This is a genomic window from Halobacteriovoraceae bacterium (genome assembly GCA_020635115.1).
Lineage (GTDB): Bacteria > Bdellovibrionota > Bacteriovoracia > Bacteriovoracales > Bacteriovoracaceae > JACKAK01.
Map to the genome: position 1 here is coordinate 15385 of JACKAK010000008.1, position 19608 is coordinate 34992.

Genomic DNA, 19608 nt, shown 5'->3' on the forward strand with positions numbered 1-19608 from the left:
ATTACCAGGGAGACCCTTTCCCTTGAATTTTGATTTGTTTAGGTAGATCAGAAAAGTGCTCCTTTTCATATCCAGTTGCAATGGATACTTTTTCATATCCACAAGTAACTAAGTCTCTAGCTATATCTTCACCTTTTACACCATCTCCGAGACAAGAATCAATGTAAATTGGTGAGTCTTTGGATATATTAGGTAGCTCGTTATAAAAATCATCTTCATTTGAAAAACACTTAAATTCGATCCCCTGCTCCTTTGCTCTTGTTTTCCACACCAACCTAACGAGTGGGTCATCATCAATTAGGATTGATAAATTTCTAATCTTAGAGTCTTCTTCCATAATGATAGGGATATATGGAATCATGCTCTTATCTACGAGACCGATACCACTTTTCTCACATGTTTTTTGAATTTCGGAATTCTCATAATGGCTGGTACACAAAATACTTTCTTTTGCGATTCCCATTGATAGAATGGTTTCAAGTCCATTTGTGCTTTCTTTTTTAAATTCTTGATCAAAAATATAGATATATCCACTCTCATCGTTCTCGACTTTCCACTTTTTAAATGACTCCAGTGTAAAGAAAGACTTTATTTCTCTTTTAAATCTTGATTCCCATGCTTTATGAACTGAAGGATCGTCTTCTATGAGGACAATTTTGGAATCTCTTTTAAGACTAATTTGACTAACAAAGGACTCTGGTGGAACTATTTTTGGTATTCTGATAGTTATAGTGGTTCCCTTACCAATTTCGCTTATTACATTAATTTTACCGCCAAAAGACTCTACTACACTTTTTGCGTGAGAAAGACCTAATCCATTGCCGTTTTCCTTGCCAATAGATTCACCTTGAATAAAAATTTTGTCTAGATATTCATTCGGTATTCCCTTGCCAGTATCACTTACTTCAATAGTTACATTTTCTTTATCAGAGCTAATATTGATAATTATATCATTCTGTTTATCATTTGAAGCTTCTACGGAATTATTGATTAGATTGGATATAATTCTAGAGAACTCTTTTTTACTAAAAACACAAAATGACTCATAACCACCGTCAAGAATCGTAAATTCAATTTTTAAATTCATGTTTTTTGAATATTCGAGCCTTTTTTCAGATGTTATGAGATTTAAAAGTCTTGCAATGGAGATTTTTTCAATCTGTTTTTCTTGATCTCCAGGTTCTTTATTCTTGCTAAGAAGATCATTTGCCAGGTCGTGAATTCTGTTAATTGCTGAATTAAATATGGTTCTTTCAAATTTGGTTTCATCAGGTATAGACTTAATAGCGATGTCAAGCGCGGCAAGGGGAGAGCGGATATCGTGAGCTACTTGCCTGGCAATTTCTGCAACGAGAACTTCTTTTTCTAGCTTATTTTTAACATCTGCTTTTTTACAAATATATCTTCTTATTATTTTAGCTGAGAATAATGCTAGAAGTACTGATATGTATACCCCTATCTTTAAAGAATTAAGCCAACTATATATAAATACAACTTCGCCAACTTTAGAAGATTGATTATTCTCGAAGTAAATATCTTGCACTATTCTCGATTCACCAAAGCGAGCGTGTCTATCTCTTCTTGAGACAGGAAGTGATATTTGTTTAATGTTATCATATGATAATTCGATCAGTTCAAAGTTATTTTCTCTAATAGATTCCAATATGTATATTGTACCGCGGATATCGCCACTTTTTAAAGGACGCTTTACAACTGATGTTATCTGAGTAATTATGTTTTTTTTATTTTCTGACTCTGTTACTAAAAGAAGAGAACAAAATGTTATAGAAAGAGTTGTAAAGATCGCCAGTCCTACTGATAAGGTTGAATATTCTGATATTTTTTTCATTCATTATCCCATTGGGTGTGGCACTTGCTCTAAACATGACAGATTGACTATTTTGTTATTAAATTCTTTAATACGTCTTAGATTTATATTTTCTTCATTTATTTTTCCAAAAAACATATTTTGTAGTCGTTTTGAAGAAGAGTATGTAGTGTACATTTCAATTCCAGAAAAATATTCAAATACATTCCATGTTTTCGTTTTGAATTCTTTTGACTCTATTTTAAAGTTTGCAATTTTACTTTTTTTTATACTGTTAATATAAAAAGAACTCAGATTTAGAATATTATTTCTCAGATGAAAGTTATAGTGTTCTTTTGGTGTGTTTGGTATCATGATTAGATCATTAAAAGAATCTTCGTTATCTGCCATTAAGCAAAATAAACATTCAATCATTGATTTTTTTAAAGCTTTTTTGCAGTCTTTTGATGTTCCCAATCCAATTATGTGACCCGATTCTTTGAATTTTCCAACTGATAAAAACGTAAAATAGTTATTAAGTTTACTTAATTCAAATACCTCTACTGACCTGTCCTTAGTTCTTATCTGATAGTTTAGTTTTTCAACTTCGCTATTAACAAACTTCTTGCCGGGTGTACCAGACAAATAATGCCCTAGAAAAATATCTCTCTCAATCAATTCAGATATTGAACTTTCAAGTGACTCTTTTTTTGTCCAATGAGTACCTATTCCTCCTGCTTTCATATTATTTATTTCAAAGAAAAAGCGGTCAACAGCTTCAGAAAAACCTTTTAGGAATGCTATTTCTTCATCTTCATCTATACCAATGCCAGAATATTCACGTCCATCTATTGAAATATGTATTCTATAATCGTGCAAACCGTTTAGATATTTTTCCCCCCAAGAAGAGTAGTGTGCCTTTAAATTAATCTGCTTTGACAAGCTTAAGATTTTATCTATTTTTTTGTGATTTGCCATATTGGATCATTCGCATAAAACTGAGAAAAATTTAGGTTCCAATTATCTCTTACGCATGAAACATAAGGTACGGAGACCAAGGGAACAGTATAATAATTAGATAGTATTCTTTTGTGCATTTCTTTTAGCATTTTAATTCTATGTGTTTTTTCTGGTGTTTTCATGTACGTTGAAAGCCAATTGTTAAGCATTTCTTTTTGTGGTCCAAAAGCACCAGAGTTTATAGAATAAGTAATAAGTGAAATGTCTTCTAAAAAACCCGTATCTGGACCAAGTATAAATGCATGTACTTTATCATCTGTTCCAGAAAAGGAAGGAATGGCTTCTGATTCTATCAATACGATGTTACTCATATTACCTTTTTTGTACTCATAAAAAGCTTGTAAAGCGTTTGGAACTCTTACTGAATTAATTATGATTTGTTTGTCAGGTAAATCTCCTTGATATTTAAGTAAGTTTTCAAGGTCTTTAATTTCATCACTATTTAACCATGCTTCTCCAAATGCTGGAAAAAACTGATCAGTATTTTTGTAAATTTCTGATTTTACATAAAATTGATTAAACGCTCTTTTAAATTCAGCACCTATGGCCTTTCTTTGTTGTAATGTTAATTCTTTAATACCTTTACTCGTAAATATTAGTGAATGAGTTCTAAGATTCATCGTTGTATGTTTTGAACAAGAATATTTTTTAGAAAAATCGTATACTTCGTGTTCTGATTTCTTATCAATAGTTGTAATAAAATCAACTTGGCCTTTTTTAAACAATTCAAGCGAACTTTCGTAGTTAGCAAATCCAGCAGGTATAAATTTAACCTTTTGAGGGATATTTTTATTGTATAAATGGTGATCCTTATTTGCTTTTAATTCTATCCCCCCTTTGCCATCGTCTGATACAACAAAGTAAGGTCCAGATGTATTAGAGTAATCTTTTATAGAAAGATTTTGCTCATCTATCGATGAAGTAGGAATAATTGCAAAATCAATCGCTGCAAGCATTGGTATCAGAAAATCATTTCTTGAAGGAGTTTTGATCGTAACAGTGTTTGAAGTATCATCTGCTAACAAGTTTTCACACTCATCTGCAAGTTTCTCAATCTTAAGATTTGGACAAACAATCGCCTTGAAGCGACCATGAGTATTTTCGCTTAGAATAACAAGTCGCTTTAGCGAATTTACTACATCAACCGGTTTAATTACTGCACCAGATGAAGTTTTGAGATTGTTTTTTAATGTGATTTCGAGGTTATTACCATCCCAAACAAAACTCTTTGCCAGATTAGGTATAGGTTCTCCAGTTTTTGGGTCTAGTCTAATAAGTGTGCTATAAATATTTTCTAAAAAAGCATATTCAGGGGAGAGATATATTTTTGTTGGTTCGTAGAACTCAACTTTTTTATCATACGGGAATGCGACCTTAAGCATATAAGTATCTCCACTTCCACTTAGCCGGCATCCATAAAGATTTATGGACACGCAGCAAAGTAGCAAAATAATTATATTAATTTTAAGCCGCTGGGCCACCACATCTCATTCCTGATATAGAAGTGTCTGTTGAACTTACTAATACTCCAGCATTTTTAAGTTTAGAATTTAGTTTAGATTCTTTTAAAACATATCTAGCTGATGAAAAACTTAAAATAACACCGATAATAAAGAATACCTTTGACATATAAATCTCCTGTGTTTTGTTTATACAAATGCTTTTAACTAATACATTTTTTGCAGAGAAGCAATAAAACTGAGCTATTTTTTCAGAAAAGATAGTATTTAATGTCTAAATATAGGTGTGTTAATAAATTATGTTTAAACATATAAGTTGTATAAGTAGAAGTTGGTTTTCACTTTTTATCTAGATCTAGCATTCTTCAATTTGTGAAACATATTATTTTACAAATAATGCTATTTAAACTCCAAGAGTATTTTTATTTCTGGTTTTGGTTTCATAATTCTAGAATAAGCATTTTCGCTTTCTATATAGAATCCTTCTTTATTTTCATTTTTCATAAATTCGGCAGGAGTCAAACGTTCGTCAGTAAGAAAGAAGTGATACTTCTCGGTTACATTATCTAGGCCATACTTGACGACTGCTTTGATAATGCGGTCGCTTTTTTCTAGTAATTTTTCATTAAAAGTTACGTTGTTTTTCTTTGTAATGTCGTCATAATACGCATAGGTTTTAAAGTAGTACTCCAGTTCTCCAGGTCTAAATTCCATTTCTTCGCTCTCATTTTCACCTTTAGATGCAGATTTGCCGTCCTTATTGCCAGTTTTTTTCTCTTGTTCTGGTTTACCAACAAGTCTGCTTTTAGAATCTTCTTTCTTTTCATCAATAGAAGCTATTTCTCTTTTTGGTGATTTGCTAGGTTTTTCCTTGGACTCTGTGTCTTCTTTTTTCTTCTGTGTTGGAGCATACCCGTTATATTCAGGATTATAACCAACTGATCCACTTCCAGAGCTTCCGCCCGAGCTAAATCCTCCTCCTGAACCAGTGTTATAAGATCTTCGAGGTCTTGGTGTATATCCACCATTAGATGGTGAACTGATTGCGGTCTGTCCGCGTCCATTAGTTTTCACCCTTGGTTTAATAGCAATTTCTTTAGGTTGGGGATCTCTTTCTGGTGAATAATCTTCTTCTGGTTCCTTTGGGACAATCTCATCTTCTACTTTAGTTTGTTCATGTGAAACTATTTTTTCTAGCTCTTTCTTTTTATTTTCAATTTTTTCTAATTCTTTTTCTAGTCTTTGAATGTCAGGGTCGTTTTTATAGGCAGCAATTCTCTCTTCTTTAGTAGCGTGTTCACCTAAAGAAGTATTTATTTCTTTTTGTTTAGCAATTATGGAATCTTGCAATCTTTGTTTTTGGATTTTTGATTTGAATGATTCTGTTGCAGCTTTCATGTATCCAGAGTTTTTTGAAGGCATCGCTACTTTTTTACGTACGCTAAACATTTCTTGAAAATTCATTTTTTTTGAAACAGAATTGGATATCTCTTTTGCCATTTCTAAAGCTTTTTCATCGCTAACCTTTACGCCATATGAGTTTGCTGCAAATCTAATGTCTGAAGCAACTGTTGCTAGTCTTTCATCATCGTCTTTTATGTTAGAATAATCCCTAAAGGCACTTGGGTCTTGTTTTTCACCATTGGGCAGGTCCCATCCGTTTTTAACGACATCTTTTAAGGTTGATTCAATTTTTGTTTTTTCACCATCTGTGGTATACATCGTCATAGTTGTCTTTTCATCTGGGTTAAATTCAGCTCTTTCCGCTTGAAGTTGCGAGTGTTTAAAGTTCATGTCCTGCATATCTTCATCAGTAACTTTAATATGGGCGGCATCTCTTGCTAGATCGTTACATTTCGAAACAGAGTCAAGGGTACACGTTTTCTTTACATCAAGCATTTTTATTGCTGTATCTAAATACGTTTTAAGTTTATGTTCTTCTAAAATCATTTCTTCAGTTTTTTGGGTGTTTGACTTAAGCTCATTGGCTTCTTGTTTTAATCTCTCTTCTGCACATTTTACTTGATCTTCCATATCGTCAAACGCGACCTCATCTCCTGTAATACTGTTTCTGCGACTTTGAAGGGCATTAATGTAAAATGCTATATTCAATTCATTGCTAGATGTGTTATATTTTTCGATCACTAAGTCTTTATCTTCGTTTTGAAACTTGATTGCATTAATTGGTTGTATTTGGATTTCAGGTTCTGATTCTGACGAATATGCCTTTTGGGGGAAAATAAGATTAAGCATAAAAGCGCTGGTTTTTTTAAGTTTTAAAGCATCTTCTAAGCGACGTTTTCTTTGAATGTAGTCCCTTCTTGTAAATATACATCGGTCTTTTTTAAATAATTTCGCTTTGTGAATTGAAGGATTTTTAATTTCAGCGAGAACAACAGCCTCTGGAGGAGTTTGTTGCTCTCCACATCTCTTATTTGGAGGTTTTGTCCCGTTATAAGCAGCATTTTCAAACAGTTCAACATAAACAGCTAGGTTCATAAAGGAATCAGGTGAAAGATATTCATCATTTGGCATAAAATCCCATAACGAGAAGTATATTTCTTCAATTGGTCGTTTAGAATCAAGTACGTAATCATACAAGCTTCCTTCCTTTATTAAAAACCTTAGAAATTCTCTAAAATTATCACGAGTAAAGAGTTCATCTGTTTCGAATAACCGCTTATGGAGTACGATTTCTGTCCCATCTTCTCGGACAGCAATATAAACAGCTCTCTTTTTTCCATCTTCTAAAATTTGCGCACCATATTTGAATTTTACTGTTGGGGAGCCTTTTTCTGCTAAAAAGTCCCTTAGTTCGCTCATGTCGTTTGATTTTGCAACTGGAGTTTTTATTGGACCTCTTTGCCTTTTTCCGCGTTTGTTAAATTCACAATTATAAGGTGTATGTCCTGCGCCACATTTTCCAATATTCAAATTTCTTGTGTATCCAGAATTTTTAATGTGTTTACTCATGAGATTATGATCTTGAGCAAACTGCAAAGCTTTAAGTTTTAGATTATTAAAAAAATCGGCGTGAGCACTATTTTGCAAGCTAAATGATAAAAGCAGTAACGTAAGTGTTTTTGCGACCATAAAATCTCGTTGATCATATTATTATGGTTTAAACTTATGAAAATTATTAGATATTTTTGAAATTTTAAAGCAAGTTTTATAAATATTACGGTCTTATACATTTTCTTGAAACGTGATTAATTTGGGTTGGATGCCAATTAAAATTGCCTCTTTTAAATATAAGCAAAGATGAATGTTTTATATCTTACGCGTGTTTAAACTTTGGGCAGCAAAATTATAGTCAATTGAGCTTTTCGTGTCTATTTATAATGGTTTATGTATTTGGCATTTTGATTGCATCTAATTATCTCAAATCTTATAAGGGGCAAAGCATGAAAAAGTTATTTTTAATACTTATCTTAATCTCAACTTCAAATGTTCTTTTTGCAAAAGAGAAGGTTGTTACTTGCTTGAATTTTTACAAAAATTATTATTTTGTAAAAGATCAATATAAGAATATTGAATATGCAATTTTAGGAGCACAATACTATATAGAGGGAGAAAAAGAAATAGCAAGTTCAATTGATAATGACGGGACAACATATTACGAAATATTGCAAGGTAGAAGAAGATATTTACTTAGTGGTCTTCAAATTTTTGATGATCGTTTAAAAGATAATCTTGGGTATTGCACAAATGGAAAAGATGCTGAACCAGAAGATATTAAACCTAAAATAAAGGAAATTCATGATGAAGCTATAAATAAATTACTACAGTTAAATGAGCTGGAAATGAAAGTTTTGGATTACGATAGAAAAAGACTAAAAAGAGATGGCTTAAGCCAGGTGGATCTTGAAAGAACACCAGGAAAGAAAATCGAAGAAAATGAAGAAAACTACGAATTTCAGTCAGGTGTTATTGTAGGTTAATATATTGGTGGTCAGATTTTGTTACTCTAGGAACTGATGGACGAGTTAAAATCCTAGCTGCATAAGATAGTGTAAATTTAAAAATCTAAGTAATATTCAGTTCATTGAAATATCCTTAGACTAAATAAAAATAGCAATAAGATCGTTATTAAGTTCAGATAACCAACTGATAGTTGATCCTTTACAAATTTCAAGTATGAAAAATTCGCAATATTCTCTCGATTAAATACTTAAATATGATATTAACCTTAAAAATATTCTAACTGGAGTGAAAAATGATCGAAGTGAGACCAAGTAGTTTTTATAAAATTTATGAGGTTCAGCCTGGAGATACCTTATCTCAAATTATCACAGATCACTTTTCGTATGATGACTTGCCTCATAGTCCGAATCTTAATTGGTCTGAAATAAATTATCTCATAGATATTGTACTTCATAATAATCCTCATATAAAAGATCCTAATAGAATACAGCCATGGCAAATGATAGATCTTGCTACATATAAGAAAAAACACTCTGAAATTTATACCAGTGCTCATCACGCATTAATGAAGAGTATATTTAGACATATACCAATAGGAATGTCACATATTATGAACAGAAATCAGGGGGGTATAGATTGGCTTGCGCTCTTTATTTCTGGATTGGTATCAGGAACAGATGGCGTAGCAAAAGTATATATCAAAGCAATGGAAAGGTTTGCTGATTTTGTAAACCAAGGCGGTTATACATTTAAAGGTTCTAGCAATAATCTAGCAGCAATGCTTCAGGACGTTTGGGATAAGGGTCCAATTAAGAAAGAAATAAATGCGATGAATGACCTTCTTATCGCTCAAATCAAGGGACTAAATTATAAAGGGTATATTAATCCTTTGAAAAAACACCTAGTTTTTCCTAATACATTTGCACCCAGAAAAGCTGTAAGATATGCTGAAAATGCCGTAAAGCATCTTGGGAAAGCTAGGAAGGTGGCATTTGGTACGAGTTATGTAATTGAGCCGGTACTAGGTGCTTTTAGAGTTTATAGAGCAAAAGATGGTGAGAAGGTTAAAGTTGCTTTTGAGCAGACAGGTGGGGTGTTTGGTGGGGCAGCTCTTGCAGGTATAGCTGCATATGGAGTATGTTCACTTGTTCTTCTTTATCCATCCGGTGGTTCAAGTTTGTTTACTTGTACGTTTGTAGTATCTTTTGTTGCTGGCGCTTTCGGAAGTTACGGAGGGTCAATGGTTGGAGGCGAAATTTACGATGGACTGGAAGGGATTTTATATTGAACATAGAAAATATAACTCTTAATATTTTTGGGTTAATGCTTACCTATTTTGTGATAGTTGTGCCTTTGTTTACATGGTTTTATTTGGATAAGAAATACGTAAGAATTAAGAATAATATTGTCTATAATACCTTAAACAACGTGTACTCTAGGTTCAAAGTTATTCATAGGTTTTACGCGTATATCACTATTTTTGTTTTTAACGATCAAACTAATTATAAAAATAGAAATAGACTTTCACACTTCCTAGAACCTCAGGTCAAAATTAAAGATATCGTTGAGATTGGAACTTGGGAGAAAGTGATTGGATATTTCAATATATTAATTATTTTTACATTTATTATTGATGCCTGCATATTCTATTTTTTATCAAAAGGTTGGCCCATAAATTATCTCTACGGTATTGAAAGAAGTCCCACAACATTGCAAATGTATCATCTTACTGGTCTTGCCGTTACATTAATTGGTTGCGTTATATACTATTCATATAAATTTATAAAAAAGAGAAAAGACAGGAAGTAAATTTTCTAGGGTCTATACACGCATCTAAAACCAACATCTGCGGCAGTATATGTTGACAGAGAGTTTGTTGATAGTCCGTAAATACCGGATTTATTTCCCCAAGAATAAGTTCCACCTCTAAAAGCTCCACCGCCTGACCCGCCTTGCCACTGTCCCATAGACTGAGAGTGTGTATACGACCCGTTTGGAGAAACGTCATTAGATGAAAAAGAACCATCTAGAGTTAATACATCTTTCCAGGAGTTTGTAGCATCAATTGGGGAGTTGTCGTATCCAGCACTATTTTTATCCCAATCAACTTTTTCAAGAACATTTCCTCCGAAATCCCAAATGACAGTACCATTTGACAGATAGTGTATTCTTTTTTGCTCCCATCCGCTTCCAGCGCTTTCTCCAGCGTTGTTTCGTAAGCGGTAAGTTAACAGCACCTCGTTTTTGTTGACGAACTCTTCGATACTAGTTTCATGACATAATATTTTCAGGAGGAAAGTCATGAAACTCTCAAAATCTCAACTTTTTTGGAAATACCACATTGAACAGTGTGAATCATCTTCCTTATCTCAGGCCCAGTATTGTAAACAGCACGGAATTAACAAAAGTTCTCTCAGTGCCCAGAAGTCATGGTTTAAACAACACGGTTTACTGGAAACAAAGAATCCAAAAAGTGATTTTATAAATCTAACTGATAATCAAACAAATAAATTTCAGATCTCCTTGTCTAACGGAATACTTTTAACGTTTGATCAGCTACCACAGGCCAGCTGGATTGCCCAGCTCATAGGACAGATGAATGATCCTCAACCTGAGAAAATTTAAAAAGATTTATCTCTATAGGCCCTGCACGGACTTCCGCAAGGGTATATGGGGGTTGAGTTCTTTGGTGCAAGATCAAATGGACCTTGACCCCTTTTCCAGTTATTTGTTTATTTTTTGCAATTCAAAAAGAAATGGCCTTAAAATTCTGTACTGGGATAAAAATGGCTTTGCGTTATGGTATAAGCGCTTGGAAAAAGAAAAGTTTAAATGGCCCACCCATCTCGAAGGAGACTCAATTGCAGTGAATTTTAAGGAAGTTGAGTCCTTTTTGTATGGCCTAGATCCATGGCAAAGACCATTTAAAAAATTAATTTATAAAAAAGTTTAATCTGGCCTTGGCCAATGAGATATCTTTTGGTAACGTAGTTTTATTATGAATGTTCAGTCGCTACCAAATGATATTAATATATTAAAAGAATTGATTCTTCAGAAAGATCAACAGTTAAAAGAAAACAAAAAATACATTGAAGTGTATAAGTAAGCATCATATCTGACATTCCGACAAATCAAGTAGGAAATATCCTTACATTTGAAAGCATTGAGATCAACTTTTATAATTTGATTTTATCACAAACAAAATTAAACAAAGGAGATCTCAATGACTTCAGTCAATGTTACAACAAAATTAGTACAAAACAAACTAGGACTTTTAAACCTTGCTGCGGAATTAAATAATATCAGTAAGGCGTGCAAAATCATGGGAGTTTCCCGTGATACCTTTTATCGTTACCAAGAGGCCAAAACCACGGGTGGACTTGAAGGTCTTTTAGATAAACCAAGAAATTCACCGAATTTCAAAAATCGTACAGCACCAGAGATAGAAAAAGCAGTTATTCAAATAGCATTTGATGAACCTGCGTATGGACAGACGAGAGCATCTAATGAACTAAAATCGAAGGGACTTTCGATCTCAGGTGCCGGAGTGAGGGGAATTTGGATTAGAAACAATTTGGAAACTTTTAAAAAACGTCTTGAAAACGTTGAAAAAATCGTCGCTAAGGAGGGAAAAGTTTTAACAGAGGCACAGCTTAAAGCATTAGAGAAAAAAGAAACTGAAAAGGAGGCACATGGGGAAATTGAGACTCATCACCCTGGATATTTAGTTTCTCAAGACACTTTTTATGTCGGAACCATTAAAGGAGTTGGAAGAATATATCAACAAACGGTTGTGGACACATATTCGAAAGTCTCTTTTGCAAAACTTTATCAGATGAAGACAGCAATTTGTGCTGCAGATATTTTAAATGATAAAGTAATTCCATTTTTTGATGAAAAAAATGTCCCAATACTAAGAATGTTAACTGACCGAGGAACAGAGTTTTGTGGACGCGCAGAAGAGCATGAGTATCAACTCTATCTGGCCATAAAAGATATTGATCACACAAAAACCAAAGCAAGACACCCACAAACTAATGGAATATGTGAACGTTTTCATAGGACGATATTAGATGAGTTTTACCAAGTGGCCTTCAGGAAGAAAATTTATAATTCCCTTGAACAGCTTCAAGCAGACTTAGATGAATTTATTTATAAATTTAATAATAGTAGAACTCATCAGGGTAAGATGTGCAATGGAAGAACTCCAATGGAAACATTTAATGAAGGGATAAAAAAATGGAATGATAAAAATTTATCATCATATTTGCAAAGGGGGCTTGATGAAAAAGCAGTTATAATATAAAAGGAAATAAGTAAGAACGGACACTTTGATAAAATCTTACAGTTAAAAGTAAAATGATCAAAAATGCCCGAGTGTTAGATCTGATAGCAGTCAATACAACTTAGAAGTATTGTTTTTTCCCTCATTTCTTTGTTCGCTTTGTTTGTTCCTTCTGTTTTCCATATAATTCTTGCGAGCATCATTGCCGATAATTGCAGCTTTTGAGACGCCTGAAAATGACGCCTTTGCCATTCCATATGAGACATGACCAGCCAAATTCTTAAACTCGCCAATCACTTTGAATACATCATCAGTATTGCCCATTATGGCGCTAGTAGAAGCAGAAACAATCCCTCCGATTGCCTTAGCGATTCCATGAGGCTCACCGCCTTTTTCGTTTTTAGGGGCTTTTTTGAACGCCTCAGTGAGAATTTGCTCATGCTCAGTATCCCCTTCTTTTCTCGCCTGTATAATCTGCTTAGCAAGGTCTTTCTTAGGTCCGCTGCCAGCAAGTGCGGAAGAAAGGTCCTTATCTTTGATTCTAGTTTTTTCATCAAGCATTGAAGAGGCGTTTCCTACACTAGCTACACCACTTGCCAGTGTTCCCCCGTTTAATGCTGTTAATATCTGAGAAAGAAGATTTACTATTGCCGAATCGCTACCACTTGGATTGTTTGAACCATTTGCTTCTTTGAATTTATCCATTTGAGCTTTTGCTTCCTCATTAGTTATCTTGCCTTGATCTTTTAACCCCTGGAGTCTTATTGCTTCTCTTATATTGTCAGTTTCTCTTTGCATTTCTCTTCGCTCACTTGCAGACAGGTTTGAAGCGCTTGAACTTGGCTGAGAAGGTCTATTTATTGGATCGTTGCCAGTTGATCTAGAGTAAGAACTCTCCTGATTTGAGTCTGTTGGGTTTGAGCTAAATTTATTTGGACTAATATTAGGTCTTACTTTTTCGATTGGACTTGCGTCACCTCCACTAAAATTAGATCCACCACTTCCAAAATTACTTTTGCCGGAGTTGAATGCGTTTTTAGCGCCACCCATAATCTTTCCACCTGCACCCATGAGTGCGCCAGCCCCCATCAGTGCTGCTCCACCAGTAAGTCCAGCAATCGTTCCACCAATAGCTTTTCCTGCGCCTTCAGCTACATCAACTAAAACTCCAACATTAAAATCAACAAGTCCCTTTGTTATTGTTGGTGATTTGATAACAAGATAAATTGATAAAACTTGAAGACAAATAAAAACAACGGTTGTCCCTGCTGAAGTTGATTGGATTCCATTTTGGAAAATCTCAGCAGCACTCCCCAATTGAGTATTTGTGGCAATTGAAGAAATAGACGCTGCTGACATAAATTTAACTATATGAATAGTAAACGGCAGCATCCCTAGAGTTACAAAAGTTTTAAGACTTTTAAAAATATTATCTCTTGCTTTATCATAAGGAAGAAAACAAGCAACAAGCGGAAATACAAGTATTCCGAATATAGAAACAATATACTGAGCATACACAACAAGAGTCATTGCTAGCTTAAAAAATAAATCCGATAATGAGTAAACCATATTTAAAAATATAAGAGAATAGTCACCACTTGATAAAACTAAAAGACTATCTTTTATTGCGCCAATTGGGCTACCAGTCTCGCTAATTGTTTCAGCAGCTTTTCCAAAATCATCTCCTTGAAAAAGACCCTCAATAGAATCAGGGTCCTTTCTCTGTGTGGAATCATCATCAATTCCATATTTATATATAAAATCATTGTAAGCAGTTATTATTTCTGCCTCAGTGGCAATTCTTCCAGTGTTAAAGAGTATTATTTTTTTATCCCAATAGTTAATACATTCATCCGATCCTCCTTGAGCGTTTTTTACTGCGCTATTACCACAAGACTTTTGTATATATGTTGCTAGAGTTTTAATCATTGGAGTTTTTGCCGAAGCTGATTTTATCATACATTGTACAGGATCATTATTTTTATCTGCGGCGCACTTTTTATAAAACTCGCTACCGTCATCTAATTTTGATGACAAATCAAGCCTACTTGTTAAAAAATTAGAAATCGACATTCCAATCGAATATGCTCCAAAAGCAATATTTTGCGTGATATTTGAACCAAGGTTCTTAGAACCACAAATTGAGCCAGAAGACTCTAGCGCTACATTGGTCTTATTATCCGGATTAGCGGCTTTACAAAAATTAAAATCACCTATACCGCCTTCACCAGTAAAAACTCGAGCTAGCGCCCAAAACACGGCGATTGTAAAAAGTTTTTTTGGTCCAAGGACATCTGATAATTCCGAACCATTTCCAAGTTCTTTAAACAGTGTAAAAATTCGAAATGCTCTAATTTGTTAAAATCATCACTTCTTTGAATATGCAAAGAAAACTGAAATGGTATCTGTTCACCCGGTATTGTTCCAACAAACGGTGGAATAATAGAGTTAATTGTTTCATAATCAAGATAATAGACCGGGTATCTTAATTGATTTAAAAATACCTTTAATCCATTTTTATTAATTTGAGGCTCTTTTGTTTTGTATACGTCATAGTCTATTTTAATAACAGGATCAAACTCTTTGGCATCTTCAGCCGTTAGGTCTTCAATAAGTATTTTCCCCTGATCTATAAACTTATTTCTAAGCCTCCACTGGCGACTTAATAATTTCGATACTCCATACCCGGATTTATCACCCCAACAAATACTATAAGCATCACAAGTAAAACCCTTTAAGCAATGAGACCCAATTTCAATTTCTGGAATTTTTCCACTATTAATCATCTCTAAAAGACTTGGGACTTCATCACATGAGTCTTTTGCAATTTTAACAACCTTTTTAGTTACATCTGTAATAATAAAATATTCGTGGAAATTAAATGTAGTATCTCTGATAAAATCAGGATTAACCGTTACAAGAAATATCTTATTTATTTTGTATCCAGCTCCATTAAAAGCATTGTACTGAATACTGGCATCGTTAAAATGATAAGCGCCAGGAGTCGATTTTGTTGCTTTAACCTCGTAGAGATTAATCGAACCATCATCAAGAATTTCAACTATATCATTTTTTGCCCAGACACCATCTTTATCAGATTCACTTGCTCCTTCAAATATCATTCTATAGCCATTCTCGATAGCTTCTTCTGTCTCAATAATGGCGTCATCTTTTTCCCAAGGCTTTTTATCAATATAAATATGTTTATCTTTGCCGTACCTGCTATCACAAATTTGAGAAAAATATCTAACAGCTAACTCACCAACTGTATTTCCTTGGTCAAATCTTTCTTGTGACTCCAAATCAGGAGAAGGCAAATCATTATAATGAAACTTCTTAAAATAAAGAAGCTTTGGACATTTTTGTCCTGCCTGAAGCTGAGTTTTTGATAAATGCTTAATCTTCGCCATATATTGCTCCTGTATTCATTGCTCGAAATAACGCCTCCTCAAAACTACTAGAAATCGACTCGATCGAATTAACTAACATAAGGCTATCAATTAGATTAAAACTTTCAATTACCGGGTAATCACTATCAATAAGATAAGGACTTCTTTTAACTCTATTAACAAGACTTGTTCTATCGCTACTATAAGCAAAAACAGGCTTGCCCATAGCAAATGCAACCCCTACTTCATAAGCAGTGGTAGCATCAACTGAATAGCCTCTGAACGGAGATATGTTTGCTATAACAAAATCACACTCAGTAATCATTTTTATATTACTTAAAAAAATATCCCTGTGATTAACATTTCTTTTTAAATTAATTTCATTATCAAGTGGATACAAACCTTTTATTCCATTTTGGATACATATATTTTTTAACTTGTTACCATACTCAATAGCATCCGCTCTAAAAACATCTGGTCCTGCAAGATACGCTTTTGCTTTGTAAAAATCGATTTCTTTTTTAAACAAACAAGAATCCATAAAACCTCCATCTGTATTAAAAATAGAGGTTAAAACTTTGAAAATGGGGAAATTGTAAAAATATTTAAATATCATCAACACCCTGATACTCCCTAATGACGTAGAAATCTTTTTCTTTATCTATGCTCTTTCCTTCAGGGATAGCAACACAATCTCCACTTTCAACAGCGCTTAGGACATCTTCGAATTCTTTTGTCGTTGCAAGTATAATTTGAGAACCAATTCTTCTTACTGCTCCAAATCCACTTTTTTCAAGTTTTTCACATATTTTCCTAATTTTCTCACTAACAAGACTCATACTAATTTCCTTTTAAAACTAACCTTTTATAAAGAACATCAAATATTAAAAAAGCACTATCTTCAGCACTTTTTATTTGTGGATTTTCCATTCCTTCTAATTCCAATATCTCATTTAACGTTGGCACGTACCCAAAGCTTTCGAAATACAAATTGCCAACATCTATATATCTTTTCTTAATGTTTAACTTTCCATCAAGAAATCTTTCTAAAAAAGGAGCACTAAAAGAACCAACGTTGTTGCCAGCTAGTTGAATAAAACCATCCTCTGACCAATTGCTTAGTGATTCGTTGATAAGTGATAAAGCGTCTTTTTTAGATAAAAACTCAACACCGTCACTTTTTAGCTTAATTATTTTTTCATTAAATTCTTTTGCACCTTTTGCCCAACTCACCCTAGACTCATCAAAATCAATAAGTATCTCTAATTTTTCGGCATCAAGTGGGCAATCAACCTTACCGTCAAACTTTATCATATAAACACTTGTTACCCTGTCGTATTCACTGAGCCCAGTTGTTGATAAAGTTAATATGCAAAAAGGCTTTAATTCTTTCATAGACACAGCATATCATTTATATCATTATTAATCTACGTATATTATTTATTAATTATGATATATTAACAATATCAGCATGTTATATATTAATTAAATATGCATTAATTCTCTAATTCCTTATTCTTATTGCCATAAAATGCCCGTATTTCGCGGCACTTCGTTTTTTAAACTCTATTCTTTAGATATGAAGACTGTTGCTTTGTTTTTAACATTCGTAAATTGCTTTGCCTTTGAGTATTCTAGAAGTAGATATATTGCAAAAGAACACGAAAAATTAGAACAAATCGTAAGAAGATACAGCGGACTCACTGGATATGAGTTAGTAGCAGAAGTCGGAAGAATCGCATACATTAATCATATATCAAATATACATGAGATTTTTCCAGGACAGGAAATCATTCTTATTAAGAATTCTGATTTATCTGTTAATAAAATAATTAATCCTGTCACTAATACAGTGCCAAAAAAGCTTAAAAAAAATCACAGATTCCAAATTATCTACGGAATGTCAAAAACTGATTCTGAAATGAGTGTTGACTCTGTTAATAGGAAAATAATCTTAAATAAAAAATATCAAACAGAGGGTCGATTTATTTATATGTATTCTCCAGACAACAGCTACTTCTCTTTTGGCGGGTACGCTGGAGACTCAAACTCTTTTGGTATCTCAATCGGTGTCGATTTTTAGAATCGCTTTCAAACCTCTATTATATAAATATGAAGAGATACAATGAAAAACACACTAAAACTATTGCCATGAACCATAATAAGGTTTTTATAGCTTTTGAAGCGTTATTAATTTCACTGCTACTTGTAATAATACAATCTTGCAACAGTGGGAGTGCTCCAACGGTAATAGATGACCCTTTTGCCTCTCCTGCTGACTCAGATACAGGTGGAAATACTGGAGGTAATACAGGAGGCAGTGTTGGTTCTTTAACTTTCAATGGACTCAATAATATCGTAACATTTGATGACCAAACTGCAACTTTAACTTGGAGTTCGTACTCTGGAGCAGCTCTCTATAATATCTTTGACGTTACTGGAGGCAGTGTCTCATTTTTAACAACGGTTTCCTCTGCTTCAACAACTTATACTGTCACTGGACTTATTCCTGGTCAGACCTATACTTATAGAGTTAGGGTCATGGATAGTGAGGGTAATTTTGACACAAATACGGTAAATAAAAATGTAACGACAAATATTGCGCCAAATGCACCAACCTCTGTTTCACTTTCAAATCCATCAACTTATCCAAGTACTGTATTAAACCCAACAATTGAGATATCAGGGATAAAAAGCGGAGATATAATTAAGCTTTACACGGATAGCTCGTGTACGCAAAACGTAGGCAGTGAAACTGCAAGCTCTGGTACAGTCCAAATTACATCATCTAATCTGGAAGAAGGTGCTTATTCTTTGTATGCTACTGCTACAAATTCAGAAGGTAATGAATCGGTGTGCTCATCAGCTTTTGCCAGTTATGAGATTGTTCTTCCACAGTGCCCTGAAGGATATATTGACGTTCCAGCATACCCATCTGTAGATATCACTTCTAATTTTTGTGTAATGAAGTACGAAGCAAGTTATGACGGGTCTGGAAATGCTGTTTCGGTAGCTAGCGCTACTCCACCATCATCTATGTCTGCAAGTACTGCAAAAAGCAAATGTACATCACTTGGCGCGAAATACGACCTTTTGTCAAACGCTGAATTTATGGCGATTGCTAGAAATATTGAACAGCAAGATATTAATTGGGTCAGCGGAACAGTTGGAGTTGGGTGCTTAAAAAAGGGTATGGTTAAATCTGATAGCGCCTGTGGAGAAATCGGCAGTGGTACTGATAAGAGAATTTTTGTTTTAAGCAATGGGCAAGAAATTTGGGATATTGCAGGCGGAAAAAGAGAATGGGTTGACTGGATTAAAGGTGGAACATTAGCTGGTGTCTATAGTTTATCGTCGTTATCAAATGTAGACATTTCATTTGTTAGTCATGCATCTCTAGATAATAAGTATTTCAATACAGAAAATGGAAATTACAATCAAGCTGATAATGGAGTAGGCGTTTTATCAATCGGAGGAAGTGGAAACTATTACGTCCAAAGAGGAGGATTCAAATCAAATCTTACTGGTTACGACTCACTCACAACAGGTCTTTTTTATATGTACGCTGCTTCTTCAAGTTCTGCCACAAACGATACATATGGCGGCTTTAGATGCGTCTATAGGCCTTAAAAAGTATTTCGTTAACACTGGCTTACCAATAGGCACGTGAACACAACAACTGCAGAGATAATTTATATAAAACCCCTATTATTTAATATAGGA

The 19608-nt window shown here is 33.9% G+C and carries 19 protein-coding genes; 8 read left to right on the top strand and 11 right to left on the bottom strand.

Translation table 11 applies throughout. The features are described from left to right. Position 1: 1 nt before the first annotated feature. The 5 genes from H6622_13285 to H6622_13305 form a co-directional block, all read right to left on the bottom strand. Positions 2 to 1849 (bottom strand): HAMP domain-containing histidine kinase, encoded by a 1848-nt coding sequence (locus H6622_13285; GenBank protein ID MCB9062489.1) that lies wholly within the window; start codon positions 1847 to 1849, stop codon positions 2 to 4. Positions 1850 to 1852: 3 nt separating this feature from the next. Further along, a complete protein-coding gene (locus tag H6622_13290) occupies positions 1853 to 2785 on the bottom strand; it encodes a YcaO-like family protein (GenBank protein ID MCB9062490.1) in 933 nt (310 codons plus the stop codon). Next, positions 2764 to 4209: a hypothetical protein gene (locus H6622_13295; GenBank protein ID MCB9062491.1), complete on the bottom strand. Its 1446-nt coding sequence runs from the start codon at positions 4207 to 4209 to the stop codon at positions 2764 to 2766. The genes H6622_13290 and H6622_13295 overlap by 22 nt, the downstream gene beginning before the upstream one ends. An 82-nt stretch (positions 4210 to 4291) precedes the next feature. Next, on the bottom strand, positions 4292 to 4456 hold the full coding sequence (locus H6622_13300; GenBank protein ID MCB9062492.1) for a hypothetical protein: 165 nt from the start codon (positions 4454 to 4456) through the stop codon (positions 4292 to 4294). Positions 4457 to 4686: 230 nt separating this feature from the next. Continuing rightward, positions 4687 to 7380, bottom strand: coding sequence for a hypothetical protein (locus H6622_13305; protein MCB9062493.1), 2694 nt, complete (start codon positions 7378 to 7380; stop codon positions 4687 to 4689). A 311-nt stretch (positions 7381 to 7691) separates the two neighbouring features. Here H6622_13305 and H6622_13310 point away from each other — a divergent pair, with 311 nt between their 5' ends. The 3 genes from H6622_13310 to H6622_13320 all read left to right on the top strand — a co-directional run bounded on the left by H6622_13310 (position 7692) and on the right by H6622_13320 (position 10020). Further along, entirely contained in the window at positions 7692 to 8228 is a 537-nt protein-coding gene (locus tag H6622_13310) for a hypothetical protein (protein ID MCB9062494.1), read from the top strand. 275 nt (positions 8229 to 8503) lie between these two features. After that, positions 8504 to 9499, top strand: a complete 996-nt coding sequence (locus tag H6622_13315) for a LysM peptidoglycan-binding domain-containing protein (GenBank protein MCB9062495.1) — start codon at positions 8504 to 8506, stop codon at positions 9497 to 9499. Further along, positions 9496 to 10020, top strand: a complete 525-nt coding sequence (locus tag H6622_13320; GenBank protein MCB9062496.1) for a hypothetical protein — start codon at positions 9496 to 9498, stop codon at positions 10018 to 10020. Before H6622_13315 ends, H6622_13320 begins: the two co-directional genes overlap by 4 nt. A 5-nt stretch (positions 10021 to 10025) precedes the next feature. Here the strand turns inward: H6622_13320 and H6622_13325 are convergent, their stop codons facing one another. Beyond that, positions 10026 to 10514, bottom strand: a complete 489-nt coding sequence (locus H6622_13325; GenBank protein ID MCB9062497.1) for a hypothetical protein — start codon at positions 10512 to 10514, stop codon at positions 10026 to 10028. Between H6622_13325 and H6622_13330 the strand changes: the two genes are divergently transcribed. The 3 genes from H6622_13330 (at position 10513) to H6622_13340 (ending at position 12517) form a co-directional block, all read left to right on the top strand. Next, positions 10513 to 10836, top strand: a complete 324-nt coding sequence (locus H6622_13330) for a hypothetical protein (protein MCB9062498.1) — start codon at positions 10513 to 10515, stop codon at positions 10834 to 10836. The two genes, H6622_13325 and H6622_13330, sit on opposite strands and share 2 nt — an antisense overlap. Further along, positions 10811 to 11164 (top strand): IS66 family insertion sequence element accessory protein TnpB, encoded by a 354-nt coding sequence (tnpB, locus tag H6622_13335; GenBank protein ID MCB9062499.1) that lies wholly within the window; start codon positions 10811 to 10813, stop codon positions 11162 to 11164. The genes H6622_13330 and tnpB overlap by 26 nt, the downstream gene beginning before the upstream one ends. Before the next feature lie 270 nt (positions 11165 to 11434). After that, positions 11435 to 12517, top strand: a complete 1083-nt coding sequence (locus H6622_13340) for an IS481 family transposase (protein ID MCB9062500.1) — start codon at positions 11435 to 11437, stop codon at positions 12515 to 12517. Between the two features lie 90 nt (positions 12518 to 12607). Here the strand turns inward: H6622_13340 and H6622_13345 are convergent, their stop codons facing one another. The 5 genes from H6622_13345 to H6622_13365 all read right to left on the bottom strand — a co-directional run bounded on the left by H6622_13345 (position 12608) and on the right by H6622_13365 (position 17280). Next, positions 12608 to 14755, bottom strand: a complete 2148-nt coding sequence (locus tag H6622_13345; GenBank protein MCB9062501.1) for a hypothetical protein — start codon at positions 14753 to 14755, stop codon at positions 12608 to 12610. Then, positions 14740 to 15906, bottom strand: coding sequence for a DUF2779 domain-containing protein (locus H6622_13350; protein MCB9062502.1), 1167 nt, complete (start codon positions 15904 to 15906; stop codon positions 14740 to 14742). Before H6622_13350 ends, H6622_13345 begins: the two co-directional genes overlap by 16 nt. Then, on the bottom strand, positions 15893 to 16426 hold the full coding sequence (locus tag H6622_13355; GenBank protein MCB9062503.1) for a nucleoside 2-deoxyribosyltransferase: 534 nt from the start codon (positions 16424 to 16426) through the stop codon (positions 15893 to 15895). Before H6622_13355 ends, H6622_13350 begins: the two co-directional genes overlap by 14 nt. Before the next feature lie 64 nt (positions 16427 to 16490). Further along, positions 16491 to 16724: a hypothetical protein gene (locus H6622_13360; protein MCB9062504.1), complete on the bottom strand. Its 234-nt coding sequence runs from the start codon at positions 16722 to 16724 to the stop codon at positions 16491 to 16493. A gap of 1 nt (position 16725) precedes the next feature. Continuing rightward, positions 16726 to 17280: a hypothetical protein gene (locus tag H6622_13365; protein ID MCB9062505.1), complete on the bottom strand. Its 555-nt coding sequence runs from the start codon at positions 17278 to 17280 to the stop codon at positions 16726 to 16728. 136 nt (positions 17281 to 17416) lie between these two features. Between H6622_13365 and H6622_13370 the strand changes: the two genes are divergently transcribed. Further along, the gene (locus tag H6622_13370) at positions 17417 to 17968 is read left to right on the top strand and encodes a hypothetical protein (protein ID MCB9062506.1); all 552 of its coding nucleotides are present in this window, start codon (positions 17417 to 17419) and stop codon (positions 17966 to 17968) included. Between the two features lie 29 nt (positions 17969 to 17997). Beyond that, a complete protein-coding gene (locus tag H6622_13375) occupies positions 17998 to 19515 on the top strand; it encodes a fibronectin type III domain-containing protein (GenBank protein ID MCB9062507.1) in 1518 nt (505 codons plus the stop codon). Positions 19516 to 19608 lie beyond the last annotated feature (93 nt).

Bases quoted from the DNA above. Each gene is read 5' to 3' on its own strand.
- H6622_13285 (MCB9062489.1), bottom strand. From the start codon at position 1,849: ATGAAAAAAATATCAGAATATTCAACCTTATCAGTAGGACTGGCGATC.
- H6622_13290 (MCB9062490.1), bottom strand. From the start codon at position 2,785: ATGGCAAATCACAAAAAAATAGATAAAATCTTAAGCTTGTCAAAGCAG.
- H6622_13295 (MCB9062491.1), bottom strand. From the start codon at position 4,209: ATGCTTAAGGTCGCATTCCCGTATGATAAAAAAGTTGAGTTCTACGAA.
- H6622_13300 (MCB9062492.1), bottom strand. From the start codon at position 4,456: ATGTCAAAGGTATTCTTTATTATCGGTGTTATTTTAAGTTTTTCATCA.
- H6622_13305 (MCB9062493.1), bottom strand. From the start codon at position 7,380: ATGGTCGCAAAAACACTTACGTTACTGCTTTTATCATTTAGCTTGCAA.
- H6622_13310 (MCB9062494.1), top strand. From the start codon at position 7,692: ATGAAAAAGTTATTTTTAATACTTATCTTAATCTCAACTTCAAATGTT.
- H6622_13315 (MCB9062495.1), top strand. From the start codon at position 8,504: ATGATCGAAGTGAGACCAAGTAGTTTTTATAAAATTTATGAGGTTCAG.
- H6622_13330 (MCB9062498.1), top strand. From the start codon at position 10,513: ATGAAACTCTCAAAATCTCAACTTTTTTGGAAATACCACATTGAACAG.
- H6622_13325 (MCB9062497.1), bottom strand. From the start codon at position 10,514: ATGACTTTCCTCCTGAAAATATTATGTCATGAAACTAGTATCGAAGAG.
- tnpB (MCB9062499.1), top strand. From the start codon at position 10,811: ATGATCCTCAACCTGAGAAAATTTAAAAAGATTTATCTCTATAGGCCC.
- H6622_13340 (MCB9062500.1), top strand. From the start codon at position 11,435: ATGACTTCAGTCAATGTTACAACAAAATTAGTACAAAACAAACTAGGA.
- H6622_13350 (MCB9062502.1), bottom strand. From the start codon at position 15,906: ATGGCGAAGATTAAGCATTTATCAAAAACTCAGCTTCAGGCAGGACAA.
- H6622_13355 (MCB9062503.1), bottom strand. From the start codon at position 16,426: ATGGATTCTTGTTTGTTTAAAAAAGAAATCGATTTTTACAAAGCAAAA.
- H6622_13360 (MCB9062504.1), bottom strand. From the start codon at position 16,724: ATGAGTCTTGTTAGTGAGAAAATTAGGAAAATATGTGAAAAACTTGAA.
- H6622_13365 (MCB9062505.1), bottom strand. From the start codon at position 17,280: ATGAAAGAATTAAAGCCTTTTTGCATATTAACTTTATCAACAACTGGG.
- H6622_13370 (MCB9062506.1), top strand. From the start codon at position 17,417: ATGCCCGTATTTCGCGGCACTTCGTTTTTTAAACTCTATTCTTTAGAT.
- H6622_13375 (MCB9062507.1), top strand. From the start codon at position 17,998: ATGAAGAGATACAATGAAAAACACACTAAAACTATTGCCATGAACCAT.